This window comes from Synechococcus sp. RC10A2, from assembly GCF_047502605.1.
In genome coordinates, this window is record NZ_JANSHP010000081.1 from 25731 (window position 1) to 47969 (window position 22239).

Below are 22239 nucleotides of genomic sequence, written 5' to 3' on the forward strand. Positions count from 1 at the left end.
AGCCTTTTGTCAACTGGGCAAGCGACCCTATGCTACCTCATGGTTTGGATGCTCTCAGCCAGGTTCCTGGGAAGGCCAACAAGATGAGAAAATGAGGCACCGGTTATCCAAGTCTCGCCATGAGCTTTGATTTTGACTTGATCATCATCGGTGCTGGCGTCGGCGGCCATGGCGCGGCGTTGCATGCCGTCGAGTCCGGCCTCAAAACCGCCATCGTCGAGTGCGCCGAAATGGGCGGCACCTGCATCAACCGCGGCTGCATCCCCTCCAAGGCGCTGCTGGCCGCCTCCGGACGCCTGCGGGAACTGCAACACAGCTCCCAGCTAGGGCTGCAGGTGGGATCCGTCCAGGCTGACCGAGGAGCCATTGCTGCCCATGCTGCCCAGGTGGTGGAGAAGATCCGCACCGACATGACCCGCTCCCTAGAGAAGCTGGGGGTAACAATCCTGAGGGGGCGGGGCAGGCTGGCGGGGCCACAAACGGTCGAAGTCCAGGAAGAGAAGGGATCCCAGACCTACACGGCGCGGGATGTGATCCTGGCCACGGGTTCTCGACCCTTTGTGCCGCCGGGGATCCAGGTGGATGGCCGCACCGTGTTTACCAGCGACGAGGCGGTGCGGTTGGAGTGGATCCCGGAGCGGCTGGCCATCATCGGCAGCGGCTACATCGGCCAGGAATTTGCCGACGTCTACACGGCGCTGGGATCCCAAGTTATTCTCATCGAGGCGCTGGAGACCCTGATGCCGGCCTTTGACCCCGACATTGCCCGCCTGGCCCAGCGGGTGCTGATTAAACCCCGCCAGATCCAGACCTATGTGGGCGTGCTGGCCAAGCAGGTGATCCCCGGCCAGCCGGTGACGATCCACCTCTCCAACGGGGAGACGCTGCAGGTGGATGGCTGCCTGGTGGCCGCTGGGCGGATCCCGGTCTCAGAAGGGCTGGGCCTGGCGGAGCTGGGGGTTGTTACGGACAAGCGCGGCTTTGTGCCGGTGGATAGCCGCATGGCCACCGAATTGCCCCACCTGTGGGCCATTGGGGATGTGACGGGCAAGATGATGCTGGCCCACGCGGCGGCAGCGCAGGGGCGGGTGGCGGTGGAAAACATCTGTGGCCGCCCTGCCTACATGGATTACCTGAGCATCCCGGCGGCGGTGTTCACCCATCCGGAGATGGGCTTTGTGGGGCTAACCGAGCCGCAGGCCAAAGCCGAGGGCTATAGCGTAGGCACGGTGCGCACCTACTTTGGCGGCAACTCCAAGGCCATTGCTGCTGGCGAGACTGAGGGCATGGTGAAGCTGGTCTTTGATAAAGAGACGGGCCTCTTGCTGGGATCCCACATTTTTGGGCCGCATGCCGCCGATCTCATCCACGAGGCAGCCCAGGCCATCGCCCGCCGCGCCACGGTGCAAGAGCTGGCCCGCCTGGTGCATGTTCACCCCACCTTGGCAGAGACGCTGGAGGAGGCCTACCGGCGAGCTGCCCACAGTTTGGCAGTGGCCTAGCCAGCAGGTTTCCCCTCCAGCCCTTGAGAAAGCCATAGGATTGGGAGGGAAGTACGCAGGAGGAAGTCCTCTTGGTTACCGAAGCCGAGATTACACGGGCAGTGCAAGCCCAGTACGAAACCTTCCCCTATCCCCCTGTTCCCTACGACCAGCCCTTTGAGGGCTTTTCCAGCCTGGGCAGCTATACCTTGGCCCAATACGCCCGCACCCGCACCTTGCAAGAGCCCACTGGGGCCAGGTTTTTGGTGGCCGGCTGCGGCACTGGTTGGGAGATGCACGTCATCGCCGCCAGCAACCCCGGATATGGCGCCGTGGTAGGGATCGACCTCAGCCGCCCAGCTCTGGAGATTGCCCAGAAGCGGATCAAGTACCACGGCCTGCGCAACTGCTCGGTGCATTATGGGGATCTCATGGATCCCTCCACCTGGCCGGAGGGAAGCTTTGACATGATCAGCTCCTACGGGGTAATCCACCACACCGCCGATCCCGTCAAGGCTCTAAAGAACTTGGCCTCGCGCCTGGCTCCCGACGGGGTAATGGCCCTGATGCTCTACAACCGCTCAGGCCGTTGGCATGTCTACCGCATTCGCCGTGCTTTGGAGCTGCTGGGGATTACTCCACCGGCCACCCGGGAAAAGATCGAATTTGTGCGGCAACTGCTGAAGGCAGCTCATCCCAACTCCCTCTTGGCCAAGCACGCCAAGGCCCATGAGGAATACTACCTAGCAGACGAGAACATCGTCGACAACTTCTTCCACGCCAACGACATTCCTTTTGACATCGGCGAAATCCCCGACCTTCTGGCCCAGGCGGGCTTGGAGTTTATCGATGTAGCCCCCTACTTGGACTACTGGAACGCCAAGCCTTTAATTGCTGCTACTCACACCGAGTTCCATCGCCGCTACGAGGCCCTTTCTCGCCTCGACCAGCTACGAGTTATCGAGTATCTGGAGCCTCTTTACCACACGCAAAATCTCTTTTGGTGCTGCCATCAGGGCAAAAAGGTGGCCAGTTGGGATCCTTTTACCCCTGAGTTTTTCCAAAGCTCCCGTTGGCAGCTCAACCCCCTCTTTCTCCAGTACGGCAAGGTGCGCTACTGGGATCAAAAGATCCCCTTTTCGGATCTGCTGGGCAAAGTGGATCCGGCCCAGATCGTGACCCAAAAGATGGACATCTTCTGGCCCATCGCCCGCATCCCGGGCAAGATGATCGCTTCTAGCCGCTACCAGGTGGTGGAGCTGCTGCTGCCATTGGCCAAGCAAGCTCGTTCCGGCGCCGAGATCTTGGCCGACCATCGCGAGAGAGCCGGCCACGTCCTCCGCCTCTTCCAGCAGTGGGAAGCCGACCGGCTGGTTCTAAGAGTTGCTCCCTAACTCCCCTCTCCCTTTGGGAGAGGGGCTGGGGGTGAGGGCTAAGCAGGCTGTCGGCCCCCCACAATGGCACGGCAGCGAATGTAGGGCCCTCCGGCGTCTACCTTGGCCGGCTGACCCTTGCCGCAGTGGCCGGATCCCAAGTCCCACCGGAAATCCCGCGACACGGCATCCACCGACTGCAACACCTCAAAGGCATTGCCCGTGATGGTAACTCCCCTCAGCAGCTCCGCCAGCTTGCCGTTGCGAATGCGGTAGGCCCGCTCCACGCCAAACATGAACTCACCGGTGGAGTCGGCTTGCCCGTTTCTGGCCCCATCCAGGAAGTAGCCGTCGGGAGTGCTGGCGATGATCTCCTCCAATGTCTGGGATCCCGGCTCGAGATAGGTGTTGCGCATGCGGATGAGCGGCTCATCGGCGTACTCCCAGGCGCGGGCATTGCCGGTGGGCTCGACGCCGAAGTGGGCAGCCGTTTCGCGGTTGTGCAGGTAGCTCACCAGGATGCCGTTCTGGATGATGGTGGTGGTTTGGGTGGGGACGCCCTCATCGTCCACAGGCAGCGTTCCCCCTGCCCCCGGCATCAATTCAGAACGGCCAGAGTCCTTGAGAGTAACCAGCTCGCTGGCCACCCGCTGCCCCAGCTTGCCGGCTGCCACCGAGCCGGCCAAGACAAAATCCGCCTCGACCGTGTGGCCAATGGCCTCGTGCACCAGCAGCCCCACGATGGAAGGGGACAAGATGACCGTGGCCCATCCCCCCTCAGCATAGCCTGCAGAGAGGAGATCGACGGCTGTGGCAGCCGCCTTCTCCGCCATCTGCAAGGGATCCGCCCGAAAAAGGCAATCCCACCCCCCCGTCACGCCAATGGACTCAGTACCGCTGCTTAGTTGGCCATCCGCCTCGGCCACCGCCTGGATCCGCAGCTCAGGGCGCACCAGCCGGAAGGCCACATCCGCCCCATCCGTAGTAACAATGGCTTTTTCCTCGTAGATCTCGTTGTAAGTGCAACTGGCGGAGGTGATGCGGGCGGAAGACTTGCGCGCCTGGGCTTCTGTTTCCAGAGCCAACTGGATCTTGGCCTCCAGGGGTTTGTTGACCACCTCCTCCACGCCGGGCTCGCAGAACTCCCCCTGGGCTAGTTGGACGCGGGGCAAAGCCTTCAGCTTCTGCCTGCGGCAGTTGGCGCTGGCGCGGGCCGCTTGCTGGGCCTCGGCAATGGCCTTGCGAATGGCTGCGGGTGAGAGATCCCCGGTGGCGGCAAAGCCCCAGGTGCCGGCTTCTAGCACCCGCACCCCCACACCTGAGCGCCGCCGAACTGCCGTGCGCTCAATGCGGCCCTTTTCCGCCGTGACACTGCGAAAGACTTTGCTGTGGTAGCGCAGTTCCACAAAGCCAGAATAGTCTCGAAGGATGTCGCGCAGCAGATCTCGCATGGCAATGAGGCGGGAAGGCCGTACTCACTCCAGCATAGCTTTGTTTTCGCCTGAATCCTCCGGCTGCCACTTCAGCACCAAGGTTGAAAGAGGGGGCAGGCAGAGCTCAAGCGAGTAGGGCAGGTTGTGGTAGGGCCAGTCATCCGTCCACTTGCCCCCTAGGTTGCCAACCCCGCTGCCCCAGAACTCTACCGCGTCGCTGTTGAGCAGTTCCCGGTAAAACCCTCGCTGCGGCACGCCAATGCGGTAGTTTGGCCAGACCACGGGGGTGAAGTTGCAGACCACCACCAGCCACTCCTTGGGATCCTCCCCATAGCGGATGAAAGAGATAATGCCCCGATGGTCGCTGCAGTCGATCCAGCGGAAGCCTTCTGGCTTGGTGTCTTGGGTGTAGAGAGCTGGCTGCGAGCGCAATAGATGGTTGAGGGTGGCTACGTAGTGGCGCAGTTTAGCGTGGGGCTCATACTGCAGCAGCTCCCAGTCTAGATCTGCCCAAACATTCCACTCGTTCCACTGGCCAAACTCCATGCTCATGAACAGGGTTTTCTTGCCGGGGTGGGTGAACATGTAGCCGTAGAGGGCCCGCAAACTGGCAAACTTGTGCCACATATCCCCTGGCATTTTGCCCAACATGTGGCTTTTGCCGTGCACTACCTCATCGTGGGAAAAAGCCAGCATGTAATTTTCACTGAAGGCATACATGAGGCTGAAAGTCACTAGGTTGTGATGGAACTGGCGGAACCAGGGATCCATGCGGAAATAATCCAGCATGTCGTGCATCCAGCCCATGTTCCACTTCAGGTTAAAGCCCAGACCGCCCACGTGAGTTGGCCAGGTCACCATTGGCCAGGCAGTCGATTCCTCGGCAATGGAAAGAACGCCAGGGTAGTACTTGAAAATAAGGGTATTGAGCTGGCGAAAAAAGTCGATGGCCTCCAGGTGTTCTCGCCCGCCGTAGCAGTTGGGGATCCATTCTTTGCGGTCGTAGTCCAGATAGAGCATTGAGGCCACCGCATCCACCCGAAGGCCGTCGATGTGGTATTTGTCAAACCAAAAGAGGGCATTGGCTATTAGATAGTTGCGCACCTCGTTGCGGCCGTAGTTGAAAACCAAAGTGCCCCAGCCCTTGTGCTCGCCCTTGCGGGGGTCGGCATATTCGTAGAGGTGGGTACCGTCAAAAAAGGCCAGCCCATGCCCATCTTTGGGGAAATGCCCCGGCACCCAATCGACAATGACGCCGATCCCTTCCTGGTGGGCGCGATCGACAAAGTACATGAAGTCTTGGGGCGAGCCGTAGCGGGAGGTTACCGCGTAGTAGCCAATAACCTGGTAGCCCCAGGAGCCGTCGAAGGGGTGCTCGGCCACGGGTAAGAGCTCGATGTGGGTAAAGCCCAGCTCCTTGACATAGGGGATCAATTTGTCCGCCAGCTCCCGGTAGGTAAGAAAGCGGGTGTTGGGCTTTTGCTCCACCGGCACCAGGTGCCCATCAGCGGGGGGGTCTTCCGTGGAAGCGTGCATCCAGGATCCCAAATGCACCTCGTACACCGAGATGGGCGAGCGCAGGGGGTCGGTGGCAGCCCGCTTTTCCAGCCACTCCTGGTCGTGCCAGGTATAGGTGTGGAGGTCGGCTACAATTGAGCCGGTTTTGGGTCGCACCTCCTGCTGAAAGCCATAGGGATCTGACTTTTCGTAGATATCCCCCCAGGCAGTTTTCACCTCGTACTTGTAGACGGCTCCTGGCCCAACACCAGGGATGAACACCGCCCAGATGCCGCTTTCGCCCAGCCGCTTCATCTGGTGTTGGCGGCCATCCCAGTGGTTGAAGTCGCCAATGACACTGACATTGCGGGCGTTGGGAGCCCAGACGGCAAAGTGGACTCCCTGAACCCCATCTACGCTGATGGGATGAGCGCCCAACTTCTCGTAGATGCGGTGGTGGTTGCCCTCGTTGAAGAGGTAGCGATCCAGCTCACCGATGTGGTTGACCTTCTCCAGGGGAAAGCGATAGGGATCCTCCCACTCTTCCAAGTGCTGGCCCTCCGGATCCCAGACCCGCTGCGCCCGCAGAAAGTAGTCTGGAACCGGCGTGCCAGGCGCAAAGCACAGCTCAAACAACGTTTCTGGATGCAGCGGCTGCATGGGGTAGGCCTGCCCAGTGGCGCGTTCTACCAACCAAACCTGTTTGGCATTGGGCACCAGGGCCCGCACCAGCCAGAAGGACGTCTCCCCCTGCTCTATCTGCTGCGGCCCCAAAACAGCATAGGGATCCTGCCACTGGTTGGTGACGAACTGAAGCACTTGTTCGGCAGACAGGAGAAAGCCCATCGGCAAGCTTCAACAAAGCAACAATCTCAGTCTAGCGGTCGTCGGCTGCCGCTTTTGGCAGCTCATGGATTCCAGAGCCATGGCAGTAGCAGCCAAACCTTTCTGCCCCCGGGAAAACCTGCTAGAGTTGGGAGGGGATAATTCCCCTCCTTGCCAGCGAGGTTGGTTGGCTTGTTCTATTTTTGGGGTTTTGGGGACTTATGGCTATCCTGCTGTCGAGCGAACCTATCCTGGCCGTGAGCATCTTCGGCATGGGCCTGCCAGAGCTGGCCGTGATTGGGATAATTGCAGTGGTCGTGTTCGGCCCCAAGAAGCTGCCGGAGTTGGGCAGCGCCTTCGGCAAAGCGTTGCGCAGCTTCAAGCAAGAGATGAACAACCCCAGCAGCGATGACGAGCCCACCGCCGGTGCCGATCGCGTCAGCGGGACGGAGTCCCTGAAGGTAGAAGCGGAGAAGGTGGTCGAGAAAGATGCCGCCTGAGGGCATCTGCACTGAAAAAATGGTGTCTTGGGTCGGCTCCTCGTTTTGTAGGAGATAGGTGCGAGTAAAAGCGGATACCGCAAGTTGCACGGCCGGCATCTGCACCAGCCGCAACAAAATGAAGTCGGCTTGCCGGTGAGCTGGATCCAGGGCTGATGTATATTTTTGAAAAAGCTACCGGCCTGGCGCTACCGCTTGACCCAAAGCCGGGCTGGACAGGCGCAGCAGATGGGGGGCTATGGCGGAGCCGACCGATTTCGAGCTGATGCGCCAGATCCAACTGCGGGATCGCCGCAGCCACTTTTTACTTAAGGATCGCTACCAAAAGCGCCTGCTGGAGATCGCGCTGTCCACTCTCAAGCAGCCTCACCAGGCCGAAGAGGTGGTGCGCCAGGTGTTTGAGTTCTGCTGGAAACATGCGGAGGCCTTTGACCTGCAGCGGGATCGCTCGGTGGCCCTGTGGCTTTACGAGTTGACGGCCTTTCAAGCCCAAGAACGCTTGCGGCGCTGGAGCTGGTTGCCCGCCCCTGCCTCCATCCGGGTCGCACCTCCTTGGTGGCCGCGGCGTTTCCTCTGGGGCAGCTTAGTAGGGTTAGGGATCTACGCAGTGGCCATAACAGCGGCCTACTGGCGGCTGCGCTGGCAGGGGGAGTCGGTAGCCATTCAACGGCTCTATCAGGAGTGGCAACGACAACCGCAGGTACGGCGAACCCTTCTGCGCGACCCCAGCTTCCGCAACCCCCTGTTGGTACAAGCTCTCTGGTCGCCCCGCGCCAAGCAGGTGTTGCTCTTGGCTTCAGAAATGCCCCCTGCCCCCCCGGGAACCACCTACCAACTGTGGCTGGAGTCGGCTGGGCAGCGCCTGGAAAGCGCCGGCACCTTCACCGTCAACGCCGAGGGATCCCTGCAATGGCTCAGCCAGCCCACCCATTCACAGCAGCCGACCCGCCTTTGGATTACCCTCGAACCGGCAGGCGGGAGCGAATCCCCCACTGGCGCCCCTCTGCTGCAGAGCAACTTCTGGATCCCTGCCTCTCAACCTGAGGAGAGCAAAGAGAACCTCTTAAACTAGCTTGAAATGACTCCTGAGACCCTGGAAGTTGCCCCGTCAGGTCAAGGGATTCATCCCCCCGTATACGGCGGGGAAGAGGGGGGCCTGCGCCGCCAAGGTTTCGGTCAACAACCGTTGCCATGACGGTAGTAGGATCAGGGGGCAGGCTTGCCGACGCCACACCAGGATTCGCCAGTATCTATCGGGAAATGGGTTGCGTTGGTTTCGCTTGGCCCTGCAGTTGCACGGATCGGTTGTGCCGGCAGTGCTGCCTCGCACCCTCATCTGTGGTCTCCTGGGAGTGCTGGTTTCCGTTCTCTACAAGCTGGGGTTGCCCATAGCGCTGTCCTCGTTGGTGGCGTTCGTGCCCAACATCGTTTTTGGCTTGATGCTGGTGTTTCGGACAAACACTGCCTACGAGCGGTTTTGGGAGGGGCGAAAAGCTTGGGGATGCGTGGTGAGCAACGTGCGCAACTTAGCCCGCTTGATTTGGGTAGCCATTGAAGAGAAGCAGCCAGACGATCGGGAAGAAAAAATCAAAATCCTCTATCTCCTGCCTGCTTTTGCCATCGCCATGAAGCAACATCTGCGCCAAGAATTTTTGCCAGATGAGCTTCAGACCCTCCTCAGCCCAGAGCAGTTGCAACGTCTTAAAAACCTCAACCATCCCTCCTTGCAAATTGCCTTTTGGATTGGAGACTACCTACAGCGCCAATACCAAAAAGGCCGCGTTGAAGTCTATCAGCTAACGATCATGGTGGAGCGGCTCAATAACATGGTCGATGTCCTGGGCGCCTGCGAGCGCATTCTCATGACCCCAACGCCCATGGCCTACGCCTTACATTTGAAGCAGTTGTTGCTGCTGTATTGTTTGTCTTTGCCTTTTCAGATGGTGGAGGGATTGGGCTGGATGACCGGCCCCATTGTCGGGCTGCTGGCCTTTATGCTGTTTGGCGTCGAGGAGATCGGCATTGAAATTGAGAACCCCTTTGGACGGGATCCGAACGACCTGCCCCTTGATGTGATTTGCAGTAGGATGAAGCAGAATATCGCTGATTTGATCCAGTCTGCCTAGAACAACCATGGGTTATCTCATAAACAAGCTTAGGTTTCCCTGGGGAAGGTAGTCCGGCTTTTTAAATTTTTCCAGTAACACCGGCTACGCAGCCGACAGCCGTACTTTTAGGCTTCTTCTGTGCCAGAGGGATCCCGCTTCTCCCCAGAATTGTTGGGTGGGGAGATTGGCCTGGGCAACTTTCTGGGATCTGGACGACAAGGGATCCCACCTCGGCGCCAGGAATGATACCTTGAAGAAAGGCGTAGGATCTCGACCGGAGCGACAGCCATGCTGAAATGCACCACCCGCCACGTTCACATCTTTGCTGGCGAGGTGACCGCCGATAACCACTTTGTGCCTCGCGACGATCTGCTCACCCTCGATGTGGATCCCGACAACGAGCTGGTCTGGAACGATGCCGCCTTGCAGAAGGTCTATGCTCGTTTTGAGGAATTGGTAGAAGAGTACAGGGGCCGGGATCTGACTGAGTACAACCTGCGGCGCATCGGCTCTGACCTGGAACACTTCATTCGCTCTCTCCTCAAGCAAGGGGAAATTGCCTACAACCTGCAGGGGCGTACCCCCAACTACAGCATGGGCTTCCCCCAGATCCCTGCTGAAGAAATTGTCGGCCAGTACATCCCCAAAGGTTAGCCTCTCTTCCATCCCTGACTCTGGGCCTGCCAGCCCGCACGCCAATCGTTGACCTGTTATCGGAGTATCAGCCCATGTCTGGAGAACCTACCCCCGCCCAGGAAACCGCTGTCGAAAAGCCGGCCCGGGTTGAGGCCGCCAACCCTGCTCCCAAGGAGACTGACACTGCCCAAGCCTCGCCCAAAGCCGCAGCAAAAAAACCAGCCAAGGAAGAGAAGCCTTTCGAGCAACTCATTGCAGAAGATGTGATCCCGGCAACCATCGCCGCTTTTCAGAAACGCGGCGTCACCGATCTGCAACTGCGGCTGGAGGGCAAGACGCTGATTGGCTCGTTTGCCGGCGGCAAAAAGCAGTTTAGCGTCCTCTTTGCCGAGGGATCCCTCAATGGGCCCAAGTTCTTCCGCTGCGCTATTGAAGGATCCCCGGCCAGCACCATTGAGTCTTTTATGATCGACGAGCGTCGCGTCGATGTGCCCCTGTTCGTGTTCTATCTGGTGCAGCGCCTCTATGCCCAGCAGTGGTATTGAGCGATCCCAGGCAGATGCCTGAGCCGCCAGCCAAACCCGTAGGCAGCGCAGCCAGAGATTGAGCTAGCCACCTGTTAGGCAAGGAAGGGATCCCCGGACAGGGATCCCTTTTCGCTGAGGCGGGGGATGGGCTGTAGAAGCCAAAAGAGATTATCTTTTGTGAAGAAAAGTAAGGCGGTGCTACGGGAGAGCGCGAAATGTACATCGTGCAGATTGCGTCGGAATGTGCCCCGGTCATCAAGGCGGGGGGGCTGGGGGATGTGGTGTACGGCCTCAGCCGAGAGCTGGAAGTGCGGGGGCACTGTGTCGAGCTGGTTTTGCCCAAGTACGACACCATGCGCTACGACCAGATCTGGGGCTTGCACGATGCCTACCGCGACCTCTGGGTGCCCTGGTATGGGGGAGCTATTCACTGCTCGGTGTACTGCGGCTGGGTACATGGCCGCCTTTGCTTTTTTATTGAGCCCCACTCCGGCGACAACTTTTTTAATCGTGGCTGCTACTACGGCTGCCCGGACGACAACATGCGCTTTGCTTTTTTCAGCAAGGCGGCTCTGGAGTTTCTTCTCAAAAGCAATAAGCGCCCCGATATCATTCATTGTCACGATTGGCAGACAGGATTGGTGCCGGTGCTGCTCTTTGAGATTTACAAGTACCACGGCATGGAAAACCAGCGGGTATGCTACACCATCCACAACTTTAAACACCAAGGCTTTGGCGGCCCGGAAATCCTCTGGGCCACCGGCCTCAACCGGGAGCCCTATTACTTTCATTACGACCGCCTGCGAGATAACTTTAACCCCTTTGCCCTCAACTTTATGAAGGGCGGGATCGTCTTTTCCAACTTCGTGACCACCGTTTCCCCCACCCATGCCCTGGAAGCGCGATTTGGTAATTACAACTATGGACTGGGACACACTCTTTACTTGCACCAGCACAAGTTTCGCGGCGTCTTGAATGGCATCGACTACGATATTTGGAACCCTGAGATCGATCGCTTTATTCCTTTTCACTACACGGCGCAAACTTTGGAAAACAAGGCCAAAAACAAAAAAGCACTGCGGGATCAGCTATGGCTACAAGATGTTGATAAGCCCATTGTGGCCTATATTGGGCGGCTGGACGAGCAAAAAGGCGTGCATCTGGTGCATCATGCCATCTACCGCTCCCTGTTTAAAAATGCCCAATTCGTGCTGCTGGGATCCGCCACGGAGCCGGGGATCGGCGCTTGGTTTGCCCACGAGAAAAGCTACCTCAACAACAACCCCGATGTTCACATTGAGTTGGGCTTTAACGAAGAACTTTCCCACCTTATCTATGCGGGGGCAGACATCATCGTAGTGCCCAGCCACTACGAACCCTGTGGACTCACTCAGATGATTGGCTTGAAGTATGGCACGGTTCCGGTGGTGAGAGGAGTGGGTGGCCTGGTGGATACCGTCTTCGACCGCGACTACGATCCCCACAAATTGCCCGAGCAACGCAACGGCTACGTCTTTTATCACACAGATCCAGCTGCTTTGGAGTCGGCTCTGGATCGGGCCATCGACCTTTGGTACACCGCTCCTGACCAGTTCCGTCAACTGCAGATTCAAGGCATGAGCTACGACTACTCCTGGAACTATCCTGGCAAGGAGTATCTGGAGATCTACGACTTCATTCGTCACCGCTGAGCCCAACAGCGATCCCCAGCGATCCCAGCTCTTGACCCCAAGGACGAAATGCTGGACGATAGGTAGCAATCTTGGGCTTAACCTTCTCTACAGATTTGCTGCTGAGAAGGGCAAGTCTGCTCCGTTATCTTTCCCTGTCTGTAAGGATCGCCGGCTGCCATGGGTTATCTCGCCTTGGTACTCCACGCGCACCTGCCGTTTGTGCGCCACCCTGAGCAAGACTTTGTGCTGGAGGAAGAATGGCTCTACGAAGCCATCACGGAGACCTATGTGCCGCTGCTGCACATGTTCGAGGGGCTACGGCGAGATGGCATCGACTTTCGCTTCACCATGTCCCTGACGCCGCCCTTGGTGTCGATGCTGCGGGATCCCTTGCTGCAGGAGCGCTACGACCACTACCTAACCAAGTTGGAAGAGCTGGCCCAACTGGAATACGACAAGAACGCCACCAACGGCCACATTCGCTACCTGGCCGAGCACTACATCAAGCAATTTGCCATGGTGCGCGATCTCTGGGAGCGCTACGACCGGGATCTGGTGCGGGCCTTCAAACAGTTTCAAGACAGCGGCAACCTGGAGATCATTACCTGCGCGGCTACCCACGGCTACCTGCCCTTGATGCAGATGTACCCGCAGGCGGTTTGGGCCCAGCTTATCGTAGCCTGCGAGCACTACAACGAACACTTTGGCCAGTGGCCGCGGGGGATCTGGCTGCCGGAATGCGCCTATTACCAAGGGCTGGAGCGGATGATCGCCGATGCCGGCCTGCGCTACATGATCACCGACGCCCACGGTTTGCTCTATGCCAAGCCGCGGCCCCGCTACGGCATGTACGCCCCCATCTTCACCGAGACTGGCGTTGCCGTCTTCGGTCGGGATCACGAGTCTTCGCAGCAGGTGTGGTCAGCGGAGGTGGGCTACCCTGGGGATCCCGTCTATCGCGAGTTCTACAAAGACCTGGGGTACGAGGCCGACTACGAGTACATCAAGCCCTACATCATGCCCAACGGCCAGCGGAAAAACACCGGCATCAAGTACCACCGCATCACGGGGCGCAACCTCGATCTGGGACAGAAGCAACTTTACGATCCCTACTGGGCCAGGGAGAAGGCGGCAGAACATGCGGGCAACTTCATGTTCAACCGCCAGCGGCAGATCGAGTATTTGTACAGCGTCATGGGGCGTCCGCCGCTGGTGGTGGCCCCTTATGATGCCGAGCTGTTCGGCCATTGGTGGTATGAGGGCCCCTGGTTTTTGGATTTCCTCATTCGCAAGAGCTACTTCGACCAAAATACCTATCGCATGACTCACCTGGCGGAGTACTTGCGGGAGAACCCCACCCAGCAGGTGTGCAAACCTGCCCAGTCCAGTTGGGGGGCGCGCGGCTTCCACGAGTACTGGCTCAACCCCACCAACGCCTGGATCTACCCCCACCTGCACAAGGCTACCGAGCGGATGATCGAGCTGAGCCGCCGCGAGCCTGCCGATGACCTGGAGTGGCGGGCCCTGAACCAGGCGGCGCGGGAATTGCTCCTGGCCCAATCTTCCGACTGGGCCTTCATCATGCGCACGGGGACGATGGTTCCCTATGCGGTACGCCGCACCAAATCCCACCTGCTGCGCTTCAATCACCTCTACGAGAAGATCCAAGCCGGCCAGTTTCGGCGAGAAAAAGCCACCCCTGAAGACGAGCAGTGGCTGGCCAAGGTGGAATACATGGACAACATCTTCCCCAACCTCAACTACCGTGTCTACCGGCCCCTCTGACCATTGGGTAAGGCCGGAACCTTTTGGCAACTTCCACCCGCACCGCGTGGAAAAAAGAATTTCCGACTACTTGAGCCTCACTCCCCCCCTTCCTCTTGGACGATGGGCTGGGGTTGGTCGCAGCAGAGGCGCGCTCGGGAAGTGTTTTCTTCAATCGGGTTTGAAACGACTGCAGTTTGAAATAGCCATCATCGGCATCCCTGCGGACTTTCCGCTGCCGAGGGCGGGCCTTGTTGCGAAGGGATCCCAACTTCCCTGCCCTGATGGCCAGCCCTGCCGGTTCTAGAGCTTGGTGCCGCACTCGGCGCAGAACTTGTGCAGGCTGGGGTTTTTGGTGCCGCAATTGGGGCAGTAAATCAGCTCGGCGGCTTGCTCCAGTTGCCGCTTTTCCGGCAGGCCGATCATCTGGTAGTTGGCTTTGCCGGCGGGCACCATCGGGTAGCAGTTCTCGTCCCGCTTGACCACAAAATCGACCACCACCGGCCCCTCGTGGCGCAGCATCTCTTGGATGGCGTCGTCCACTTGATCGGGGTGATCGACGCGCATGCCCTTGACGCCAAAGGCTTCAGCCAGCTTGACGAAATCCGGCATGCCCGGAGTCATATCCGAGTGGGAGTAGCGCTCGCCGTGGAAGGCCTGCTGCCACTGCCGCACCATGCCCTGCCAGCCGTTGTTGATGATGGCCACCTTGGTGGCAATGCCGTACTGGGCCACCGTGCCCAGCTCCTGCATGTTCATCTGGAAGCTGGCGTCGCCGCTGATGCAGATCACCTCGGCGTGGGGCAGGGCCACTTTGACCCCCATGGCCGCCGGGAAACCGTAGCCCATGGTGCCCAGGCCAGAACTGGAGATCCACTGGCGCGGCCCGTTACGCAGAAACTGCGCCGCCCACATTTGGTGCTGACCGACATCGGTGGTGTAGTAGGCGTGGGGAGCATGGCGACGAAAGGCATCGATCACCTGCTGCGGGGCGATCACGCCCTCATAGCGGGGCACCTGCAGGGGGTAGTCCCGTTTCCAGCGCTCGATCCGCTCCAGCCAAGCCTGCGTCTGGCCAGGGGTGTGGGGCATTTTGCTCAGTTGCGCCAACAGCTCCACCAGGACGGTGCGCACATCTCCCACAATCGGCACGTCCGGAGTGCGGTTTTTGCCCACTTCTGCCGGGTCGATATCAATGTGGATAACCTTGGCGTGCTTGGCAAATTCGTCCAGCTTGCCGGTTACGCGGTCGTCAAAGCGGGCCCCCACGGCAATCAGCAGGTCGCACTCGGTAACGGCGAAGTTGGCGTAGGCGGTGCCGTGCATGCCCAGCATCCCCACCGAGAGGGGATCGTTCTCATCGAAGACCCCTTTGCCCATGAGGGTGGTGGTCACCGGGATCTGATAGGTGTGGGCCAGCTCGGCAATCTCGGCATGGGCACCCGAGATGATGGCCCCGCCCCCCACGTAGAGCAGGGGCCGCTTGGCCTGCAGGATCAGCTTGGCCGCCGCGTGGATCTGGCGCGGGTTCCCCCGCACCGTGGGCCGGTAGCCGGGGATGTTGACTTCGCTAACCGGCTGGTAGTCGAACTCTTCCAGCCCCACATCTTTGGGAATGTCGATCAGCACCGGCCCCGGTCGCCCGGTGCCAGCAATGTGAAAAGCCTCGGCCACGATCCGAGCCATTTGGCGCGGATCCCGCACCACGTAGGAGTGCTTGACGATGGGCAGGGTGATGCCAAAGATGTCGGTCTCCTGAAAGCCGTCGGTGCCGATCAAATGGCGGGGCACCTGGCCGGTGATCACCACCATGGGCACAGAGTCCATCATGGCATTGGCAATGCCCGTCACCAGGTTGGTTGCTCCTGGCCCCGAGGTGGCGAAGCACACCCCCACCTTGCCGGTGGCGCGGGCGTAGCCATCGGCAGCATGGGCGGCGGCCTGTTCGTGGCGGACTAGGAAATGTTTGAGTAGCCCTTGGGATTCGGCCTTGTACAGCTCGTCGTAGATGGGCAAGATCGCTCCTCCTGGATAGCCGAAAATGTGCTGCACCCCATGTCGATGCAGGCTATCCACCAGTGCATAGGCCCCTGTTGCCACGATATCTTCTCCCCACTGAAGACGACCGAGCGCTCAACCTGAAGGGTTTGAGCTAGAAGACCAGCCAGCTATTGGCCGGCTTTTTAGGTTGTGTATTTAATTCAACAGTCTAGCAGGGGTTTGCTCCGCAGGGTTGAGATTTGCCTGGGGGGTGGCAACCGGTTTTTTCCTTCACCCTGCTTTTGCCTTGGAGAGCCCTTTAAGGCTGAGCTGTCGCATCCCCAGCAGAGGTGGCTCTAGATGAGAAGGGATCCGCTGCCCTGGGGATCCTGCGCTGCAAAACCTGCCCAGGCCGACGTGAGACCATCCGGTTCTCAGAGGGTTGAACCTGAAATTGATGGCATCCTCCCCTCAATATTTATTGAGGGGATTATTGCCCCTCGAGCTCCCCTACTTCTCTAAAACCTGCTGTTATCTATCTAGGTTTGATGATTGCGATGCTGGTCGGCAACCCGCTGGCTGGCCTCAAGACCGGCCCAGAGCCGGTTTTTGCCCAGTCTTCTGTCTCAGCAATCGATGAAGAAACTATTGGATTGCTCGCTTAGTTGTTCCCGCTGCTTCCGTTGAAGAAGTCGAACTGGAGCGGGAGAATGGGCGCTGGGTTTGGAAGGTGGGGTTTGCCAACGACATTGAGGTCAAAATCGATGGCAGAGCCGGGAAAATTCTAGACATCGATGATGACTGGTAGTTGGGCTGCTGCAAGAGCCCAAGAGAGGGCTGACGAGTTCTATCGGATCCTCGAGCGGCTGCTGCGCAGGATGAGCCATGCCAATTCCAAGGCCGGCCCCAGCACTCGCCAGGCGCGAAAGCAAAGCAGCAGGGATCCCTGTCCGTGCCAGCCGGTGTGGGCGAAGGTCAAGCGCAGGTGGCAAGCCAGCGAGGGGGGGAGGGTTGCCAAAAGCCCTAGGCACTGCCCCGTCAAGGCCGGGTCGGCAAAGCCGATTTCCAGGCCGCCTCGCCAGGACTGGATCTGGATCCCCTCGGCCAACCGCCTCAGAAGGGGCCAGAAGCGAGGCCAGTCGGCAAAGGAGAGACGGCAGCCCACCCAGGCTGGCCAATGCCCGCGAACGTATAGGGACCCGCAGCGCCATTCCCAACCCCGACGGCTGCCCCGCAGAGCCAAGCCCCTCCACCCGCGCCATTCCCCAACCCAGGCGAGGGGGCCCTGCCAAGGCTTGCGGTAGCGCAGCAGGAGCTGTTGTGGCCAGAACAAAAACAGCCCCAACCCCGTGACCAGCAACAGCCCTGCCAGGCGCTGGACGACCTCAGGCCAGCCCATAGCGAGCCAGAAAACGGGGCAAATCGACCACCTGACAGGTATAGGATCCCTGCATGACCAAGCGCCCCTGCTGCGTGATCTTCACCTGAAATTCAATGCGCCTTCCCACCGCTTGCACAACCTCAACCTGAACGTGTAGAGGATCCCCGACCACGGCTGCCGAGCAGTGTTCCAGGGCAAAGCGGATCCCGACGACGGCTTCTTCCCCCTCGTAGAAGGGCTGCAAGGTGTTGTGGCCGCACCGCTCGATCAGCGCCAACAGCGCCGGGGATCCGATCACCCTCACGCCGGGGTTGCCCAGGGCCTCTGCCGTTTGCTCGGGGCCGGGGATCCCTTGCCAGGTGCCGCGGGTGCCGAGAGGAACAGGTTTCACGGTCTGGGAGCCCCAACAGGCGAGGGTGGGCATTTAGCGGGATGCAGTCCTGGACTGCCACAGGCGCCAGCCCTGCCCAAGCAAGAGGCAGAGAACCAGGATCCCGACGAGAACCACCAGCACCAGGGCCCGCTCCAGGCGGGTGGCATAGAACCCCGTCACCGTCCAGTTGCGGCTGAGGTTGGAGCCCAAAATGGCAAGCATAGCCAGGCCCAAAGCTTGGGTCCCTGTCCAAGGTGCCCTTCCCCTTTCTTGGTTTAGGGCTATGGGCTGCAGCGCTGCCAAGATCAAGGCGGTGATCAAGGCTGCCAGCAAGAAGGCCGCCTGCGGCTGGGCGTGGACGAAATAGCCCACCCCCAGCGGCAGGAGCAGGCTGGCCAGCGTCAGGCCGATCCCCGTCGGCAGCGGCCTGTCTTGCCCGTACACCCAGTGGACAAGCGCTGCCAGCCCCATGCTCGCCATGCCCAGGTACAGCGCCGCCGCCACATAGGGCTGGGTGAGGTCGATCCCGGCCACCTGCAGGTTGAACTGGTGCAGCAGGTTTTGCAGCAGGGGTTGGGCCGACAAAAACAGGGCGGCCATTGCCCCCCAGCGGCTGGGAAAAGCCAGACACCCCAGCCCCAGCAGCGCCGCCCCGTAGGATCCCCCCAGCCGCAGCGCCAGCAGCGCCCCACCGCCTACCAGCGTCAGGCTCACACAGGCCCGCCAGAGCAAGGCCTCTTTCCCCTCGGGTGCCGGGATCCCGCCCTCCAAAGCCAGCAGAGCCCACGAGAGCAGCACCCCCGCCCCGTACAGCAGCGCCCAAAAGGGATCCTGGTACAGCCCGTTGCGCACCAGGGCCAAAGCCAGCGCCGTCGCCACCAGCCATCCCACACCGTGCCCCAGGGCCGACAGCAGCCGGTTGGAGCCCACCTCGCTGTCGCGCGAGGACTCCGTCCCGCTGGCGGGAACGGGGAGGATCAGCAGGGGCAGCGTGCCCGCCACCAGGCTGAGGGCAGCCAGCCCCACCGGCAGCAGCACCGACCAAGGGAGATCTTGGGGGGAGCCCATCTCCAGCAGGCGGGATCCCCAGGTCAAGGCGGCGATGCCGCTCCAGCCCTGGCCCAGACCCATCAGCACAGACAGCATCTCCGCCTCGGCCAAGCAGCCCAGCAACGGGATCCCCACCAAGCCCATCCCCAGGCCGCAGCCCCACAGCAGCAGAGAAAAAGCAGCTCCCGCCTCAGATTCCTCGAAAGCACCGCGGGCTAGGCCCCACACGCTGGCCAAGCTGAGCAGCAGCACCGCCAGCCCCTGCCCGGCCCGCCCGCAGCCGCTCAAGCCCAGCAGACCCAACCCCACCAGTCCCCCCAGCAACACCGCTAGCGGGATCGGCTCCGACAACTGTCCCAGCCCTGCCCCCAGCGCCGCCAAGGCTGCCAAGCCCAGCCCCACTGCCGGCTGCCAACGGCGAAGGGATCCCCAGCGGCGATAGCGAATCGCTTCCAACAGCAAAACCACCAAGCCAATTGCAGCCCCAATCGCCAGCGCTCCGCTTACCATCTCCCCCTCCTGACCAACCCTTCCTCAACTATCGCCGATCTTGGTCTGGCCATCGAAGGACTCCGTCCCGCTGGCGCAAACGGCAAAAGGGTTGACAGAAACTTGGTGCCTTATCCCCCAGCCGGGGAAGGGCAATGCCCCAAGCCGCCGAGGCGGTGGCAAAGATAAGCTGGAAAAGAGCAGCGAGCGGGCGTTCATGTCTTCCGAGCATTACAAGTTCGACCTCTTCTTGCGTTACCACCGGGCCCAGGCCCGTTGGGCGCGGCAGTTGGCGGAGCGGCTGGATCGGGAGGGCTTCAAGGTCTGGTTTGACCGCTGGATGCTACAGCCAGGAGACGACCGCCGGCTGGAGCTGCAACTGGCCATCGAACAGTGCCGCTGGGTCGGGGTGGTGGCCTCGCCGGAGTTTGTCGCCAATCCCTGGCCCAGAGATGAGCTCTACAGCGGCTTCTCCCACGCCCCGCCCCGGCAGAACCAGCGCCTGCTGACGCTGCTGCACACGCCCGCCGAGCTGCCCCGCCCCCTGGCAGAAGCGCCGCTGCTGGACTTTAGCGGCTCCGATGAGGATCCGGTGCTGTTCGAGTACCGGGCCCGGGAGCTGATGCACTTTTTGGATCCCAGCTTTCCCGCCCCCGGGGATCTGCAGCGATTTCGGCTGCAATACCGTCGCCGCGAGGAACTCCCTGAAGATGAGGAGGTGCGGGGGTTCCAGGCCTTTTTGCGGGCCATTCAAATGGCCATCCTGCGCATTGCCACCGGCGAAATGCCCTCTGCCACGCCGGAGGAAGGAGCACGCAAGATTGCCATTTTGCAATTTATTCAGCGGCTGTTTCAGTGGAACAGCGCCGACATTCAATTTGAGCGGGCCGAGGAGTGGCGCAAGCGGGGCAACCTGAGCGAGGCGCTGGCCGCCTACGACCGTGCCTTGAACATGGATCCCAACTTTGCCCTGGCCTGGAGCCGGCGCGGCGATGTGCTGGTGCAGTTGGCCCGCTACCGCGAGGCGGTGGACAGCTACAACGGATCCCTGAGCATCAACCCCTACGACGAGGAGACGCGGCTGCGCCTGGCCCTGATTTTGGGGCGCCTGGGCCAGTACAAAGCGGCGGTGGTCAACTACGACAAGGTGCTGGAGAGCAACCCCGAAGATGCCTTGGCCTGGCACAATCGCGGCATTCGCCTCATGCAACTGAAGCGGCCCAAGCTGGCCCTCAACAGCCTGAACAAGGCGCTGCGCTACAACCCCCAACAGCCCCGCACCTGGCTGGCGCGTGGGATCGTGCTGCGGCGGCTGCGGCGGCCCAGCTCGGCGGCGGCCAGCTTTGCCCGCGTCCTGAAGCTCAACCCCAGAAGTGGCCGGGTCTGGCGCTACCAAGGCAATGCCCTGTTCCACTGCCAGCGGCTGCGCTCGGCCATCGAGTGTTACAAGCGCTCGCTGCGGCTGCGCCGCCGGGATCCCATTACGCTCCACAACCTAGGGGTGGCTCTGCTGCGCCTGGGGCAGTATCGGCTGGCCAGCAAGGCCCTGGAACGTGCTCTGCGCTACGACGCCGACAACCCCAAAAGCTGGTATGCCCGCGGCGTGGCCTTCCAGAAATTGGGCTACCTGAGGGAGGCTTGCATTCACTTCGAGGAAGCCCTGAAAATCCGGCCAGAGGACTTCCCGGCTCGCTACGCCCTGGCGGTGGCCCAGCAGGAGCTGGGGCAATACGAAGCCAGCCTGGAGCAGTTCCGGCGCCTGGTGCAACAGCGTCCCGGCAGCTTTGCCTGCTGGTTTGGCCAGATCACCAGCCTGCGGCGCTTGGGCCGGTTGGAAGAAGCCCTTGCTGCCGCCCAACAGATGACCCGCCTCAACGAACGGGATCCCTGGGGCTGGTTTGCCTTAGGGCTAGTGTATGGCGACCTGAAAGAGGCAGAAAAAGCGGTGGAGGCCTACTCGCGGGTTTTGCAGCTCACCCCAGAAGACGCGGTGGCCCTCAACAACCGCGCCTGGGAGGCCCTGAAGCTGGGGAAATTGGAGCTGGCTCTAGCCGACGCCCAACGGGCCACAGAACTGGAGCCGCAGCGGCCCGCCTTCTGGCATACCTTGGCGCTAATCCAACTACAGGCCGGCCAGCGGGAGGCGGCCCAGGCCAGTTTGCAGCGCTGCCTGGAACTGGATCCCCAGTTTCAGCCGGCCCAAGCTGCTCTGCAGGAGCTGAACCGCGCCGGCTCCAGCTCGCCGACACCGTTGCCGGGCAACTTTGCCGAGAGCCCTGCTGCTGACGCGCCGGCAGGAACGGCGCTGCCAGAACTGAAAACCCTCACCCCTCAAGAGGAGCCGCAACCGGTAGACCGTAGGCCCCTACCGGATCCCTCCGCTTAGCCCTTGTCTTGTGCCAATCCCCACAACGCCCTGACTGGATTTATGCCCAGGGACAGCTTGCCTCCCTGCCTGACAAAACTCCACCGGCTCAGGGCTATGTAGACCATCCGCGAACTGAAGCGCGGAAGCAGGCTACTGAGCAGGGGGAGAACCTCAGCCTTAGCAATATACAAACTGTGCTGTTCAGAGGGGCCGTCAGCTCTCCCCCGTTCACAGCAAGGGCAGGCCGCGCAGTCGTCGCAGTTGGTTGATATGGGCTGGGCAATCACACCCGAACAGGGCAATGGCGGCGTTGCTCTCTTCGAGGGTGAACTCCAAGAAAAGATGCTCCGCCGCCTCGACCTCAGCTTCAGATGGGTTGGGATCCCCTATCTCTGGCCAAGGGAGCGGGTGCCGCCACGGCAAAGAACGAGAGCGGACAACACTCAGATCAAATTGAGGCACCTCCAGAGCAGAAGCCCAAGCCATAGGAGCAGGCGACAGCAGCAACGCCCACAGAGCCGGTGTAGCCCACCTAGCCCAACACCAATAGAAATGAGGGATCCCTGCCATCAATCTGACCAACTCACCGTAGCGGTAGTGTACCACTGGTTTTGGCTTCTGTCAGGAAAGAGAAACTCCATCAGCCGAAATGACCGTAAAGTGGTTGAGCTTACAGCCTGTTAAGGACTCAAGGGGTACAATAGCAGCACTTAGCAAACCAACTTTGGAAGGAGGATGGATTGATCAGTAGTAAAGAAGTCTTCACTATCTGCTCCATGCT

The 22239-nt window shown here is 60.6% G+C and carries 18 protein-coding genes; 11 read left to right on the forward strand and 7 right to left on the reverse strand.

The genetic code is table 11. From position 1 onward, the window contains the following. Positions 1-119: 119 nt before the first annotated feature. A complete protein-coding gene (gene lpdA / locus NW848_RS11245; RefSeq protein WP_414402889.1) occupies positions 120-1502 on the forward strand; it encodes a dihydrolipoyl dehydrogenase in 1383 nt (460 codons plus the stop codon). 71 nt (positions 1503-1573) lie between these two features. After that, a complete protein-coding gene (locus tag NW848_RS11250) occupies positions 1574-2875 on the forward strand; it encodes a class I SAM-dependent methyltransferase (RefSeq protein ID WP_414508849.1) in 1302 nt (433 codons plus the stop codon). 38 nt (positions 2876-2913) lie between these two features. On the opposite strand, the gene NW848_RS11255 is transcribed toward NW848_RS11250, so the two are convergent. Next, a complete protein-coding gene (locus NW848_RS11255) occupies positions 2914-4305 on the reverse strand; it encodes a TldD/PmbA family protein (RefSeq protein ID WP_414402901.1) in 1392 nt (463 codons plus the stop codon). Positions 4306-4329: 24 nt separating this feature from the next. Then, entirely contained in the window at positions 4330-6630 is a 2301-nt protein-coding gene (gene glgB / locus NW848_RS11260) for a 1,4-alpha-glucan branching protein GlgB (RefSeq protein WP_414402900.1), read from the reverse strand. 200 nt (positions 6631-6830) lie between these two features. Between glgB and tatA the strand changes: the two genes are divergently transcribed. The 7 genes from tatA (at position 6831) to NW848_RS11295 (ending at position 13838) form a co-directional block, all read left to right on the forward strand. Continuing rightward, on the forward strand, positions 6831-7109 hold the full coding sequence (gene tatA / locus NW848_RS11265; RefSeq protein ID WP_011430879.1) for a twin-arginine translocase TatA/TatE family subunit: 279 nt from the start codon (positions 6831-6833) through the stop codon (positions 7107-7109). A 238-nt stretch (positions 7110-7347) separates the two neighbouring features. Then, positions 7348-8181 carry an anti-sigma factor domain-containing protein gene (locus NW848_RS11270; RefSeq protein ID WP_414402899.1) on the forward strand — a complete coding sequence of 278 codons (834 nt, stop codon included), beginning with the start codon at positions 7348-7350 and terminating at the stop codon, positions 8179-8181. A 193-nt stretch (positions 8182-8374) separates the two neighbouring features. Further along, entirely contained in the window at positions 8375-9235 is an 861-nt protein-coding gene (locus tag NW848_RS11275; protein ID WP_240527344.1) for a bestrophin family protein, read from the forward strand. A 270-nt stretch (positions 9236-9505) separates the two neighbouring features. Next, on the forward strand, positions 9506-9871 hold the full coding sequence (locus tag NW848_RS11280) for an NAD(P)H-quinone oxidoreductase subunit M (protein ID WP_011430883.1): 366 nt from the start codon (positions 9506-9508) through the stop codon (positions 9869-9871). A gap of 74 nt (positions 9872-9945) precedes the next feature. Then, complete coding sequence (locus tag NW848_RS11285; RefSeq protein ID WP_099813003.1) at positions 9946-10398, forward strand: DUF2996 domain-containing protein; 453 nt, start codon at positions 9946-9948, stop codon at positions 10396-10398. Positions 10399-10595: 197 nt separating this feature from the next. Further along, complete coding sequence (glgA, locus tag NW848_RS11290) at positions 10596-12071, forward strand: glycogen synthase GlgA (RefSeq protein WP_414508850.1); 1476 nt, start codon at positions 10596-10598, stop codon at positions 12069-12071. A gap of 159 nt (positions 12072-12230) precedes the next feature. Next, positions 12231-13838 (forward strand): glycoside hydrolase family 57 protein, encoded by a 1608-nt coding sequence (locus NW848_RS11295; protein ID WP_414508851.1) that lies wholly within the window; start codon positions 12231-12233, stop codon positions 13836-13838. Positions 13839-14120: 282 nt separating this feature from the next. On the opposite strand, the gene ilvB is transcribed toward NW848_RS11295, so the two are convergent. Next, positions 14121-15917, reverse strand: a complete 1797-nt coding sequence (ilvB, locus tag NW848_RS11300; RefSeq protein ID WP_414402921.1) for a biosynthetic-type acetolactate synthase large subunit — start codon at positions 15915-15917, stop codon at positions 14121-14123. Between the two features lie 532 nt (positions 15918-16449). Here ilvB and NW848_RS11305 point away from each other — a divergent pair. Then, complete coding sequence (locus NW848_RS11305; RefSeq protein ID WP_346426067.1) at positions 16450-16605, forward strand: PepSY domain-containing protein; 156 nt, start codon at positions 16450-16452, stop codon at positions 16603-16605. A 39-nt stretch (positions 16606-16644) separates the two neighbouring features. Here NW848_RS11305 and NW848_RS11310 read toward each other — a convergent pair whose 3' ends face one another. The 3 genes from NW848_RS11310 to NW848_RS11320 are packed head-to-tail and all read right to left on the reverse strand — an operon-like array spanning position 16645 to position 19111. Then, entirely contained in the window at positions 16645-17196 is a 552-nt protein-coding gene (locus NW848_RS11310) for a hypothetical protein (protein ID WP_414402922.1), read from the reverse strand. Further along, on the reverse strand, positions 17183-17569 hold the full coding sequence (locus NW848_RS11315) for a thioesterase family protein (protein WP_099813344.1): 387 nt from the start codon (positions 17567-17569) through the stop codon (positions 17183-17185). Before NW848_RS11315 ends, NW848_RS11310 begins: the two co-directional genes overlap by 14 nt. A 33-nt stretch (positions 17570-17602) precedes the next feature. Next, positions 17603-19111 (reverse strand): hypothetical protein, encoded by a 1509-nt coding sequence (locus NW848_RS11320; RefSeq protein ID WP_011430892.1) that lies wholly within the window; start codon positions 19109-19111, stop codon positions 17603-17605. 196 nt (positions 19112-19307) lie between these two features. On the opposite strand from NW848_RS11320, the gene NW848_RS11325 reads away from it, so the two are divergent. Beyond that, positions 19308-21476, forward strand: a complete 2169-nt coding sequence (locus NW848_RS11325; protein ID WP_041438461.1) for a toll/interleukin-1 receptor domain-containing protein — start codon at positions 19308-19310, stop codon at positions 21474-21476. 210 nt (positions 21477-21686) lie between these two features. Here the strand turns inward: NW848_RS11325 and NW848_RS11330 are convergent, their stop codons facing one another. Continuing rightward, positions 21687-21944, reverse strand: a complete 258-nt coding sequence (locus NW848_RS11330; protein ID WP_049749773.1) for a hypothetical protein — start codon at positions 21942-21944, stop codon at positions 21687-21689. Between the last annotated feature and the right edge of the window lie 295 nt (positions 21945-22239).

What these genes read in the sequence shown, in the direction of transcription:
- lpdA (WP_414402889.1), top strand. Translation starts at nt 120, where the DNA reads ATGAGCTTTGATTTTGACTTGATCATCATCGGTGCTGGCGTCGGCGGC.
- NW848_RS11255 (WP_414402901.1), bottom strand. Translation starts at nt 4,305, where the DNA reads ATGCGAGATCTGCTGCGCGACATCCTTCGAGACTATTCTGGCTTTGTG.
- glgB (WP_414402900.1), bottom strand. Translation starts at nt 6,630, where the DNA reads ATGGGCTTTCTCCTGTCTGCCGAACAAGTGCTTCAGTTCGTCACCAAC.
- tatA (WP_011430879.1), top strand. Translation starts at nt 6,831, where the DNA reads ATGGCTATCCTGCTGTCGAGCGAACCTATCCTGGCCGTGAGCATCTTC.
- NW848_RS11270 (WP_414402899.1), top strand. Translation starts at nt 7,348, where the DNA reads ATGGCGGAGCCGACCGATTTCGAGCTGATGCGCCAGATCCAACTGCGG.
- NW848_RS11280 (WP_011430883.1), top strand. Translation starts at nt 9,506, where the DNA reads ATGCTGAAATGCACCACCCGCCACGTTCACATCTTTGCTGGCGAGGTG.
- NW848_RS11285 (WP_099813003.1), top strand. Translation starts at nt 9,946, where the DNA reads ATGTCTGGAGAACCTACCCCCGCCCAGGAAACCGCTGTCGAAAAGCCG.
- glgA (WP_414508850.1), top strand. Translation starts at nt 10,596, where the DNA reads ATGTACATCGTGCAGATTGCGTCGGAATGTGCCCCGGTCATCAAGGCG.
- NW848_RS11295 (WP_414508851.1), top strand. Translation starts at nt 12,231, where the DNA reads ATGGGTTATCTCGCCTTGGTACTCCACGCGCACCTGCCGTTTGTGCGC.
- NW848_RS11310 (WP_414402922.1), bottom strand. Translation starts at nt 17,196, where the DNA reads ATGGGCTGGCCTGAGGTCGTCCAGCGCCTGGCAGGGCTGTTGCTGGTC.
- NW848_RS11320 (WP_011430892.1), bottom strand. Translation starts at nt 19,111, where the DNA reads ATGGTAAGCGGAGCGCTGGCGATTGGGGCTGCAATTGGCTTGGTGGTT.
- NW848_RS11325 (WP_041438461.1), top strand. Translation starts at nt 19,308, where the DNA reads ATGTCTTCCGAGCATTACAAGTTCGACCTCTTCTTGCGTTACCACCGG.
- NW848_RS11330 (WP_049749773.1), bottom strand. Translation starts at nt 21,944, where the DNA reads ATGGCTTGGGCTTCTGCTCTGGAGGTGCCTCAATTTGATCTGAGTGTT.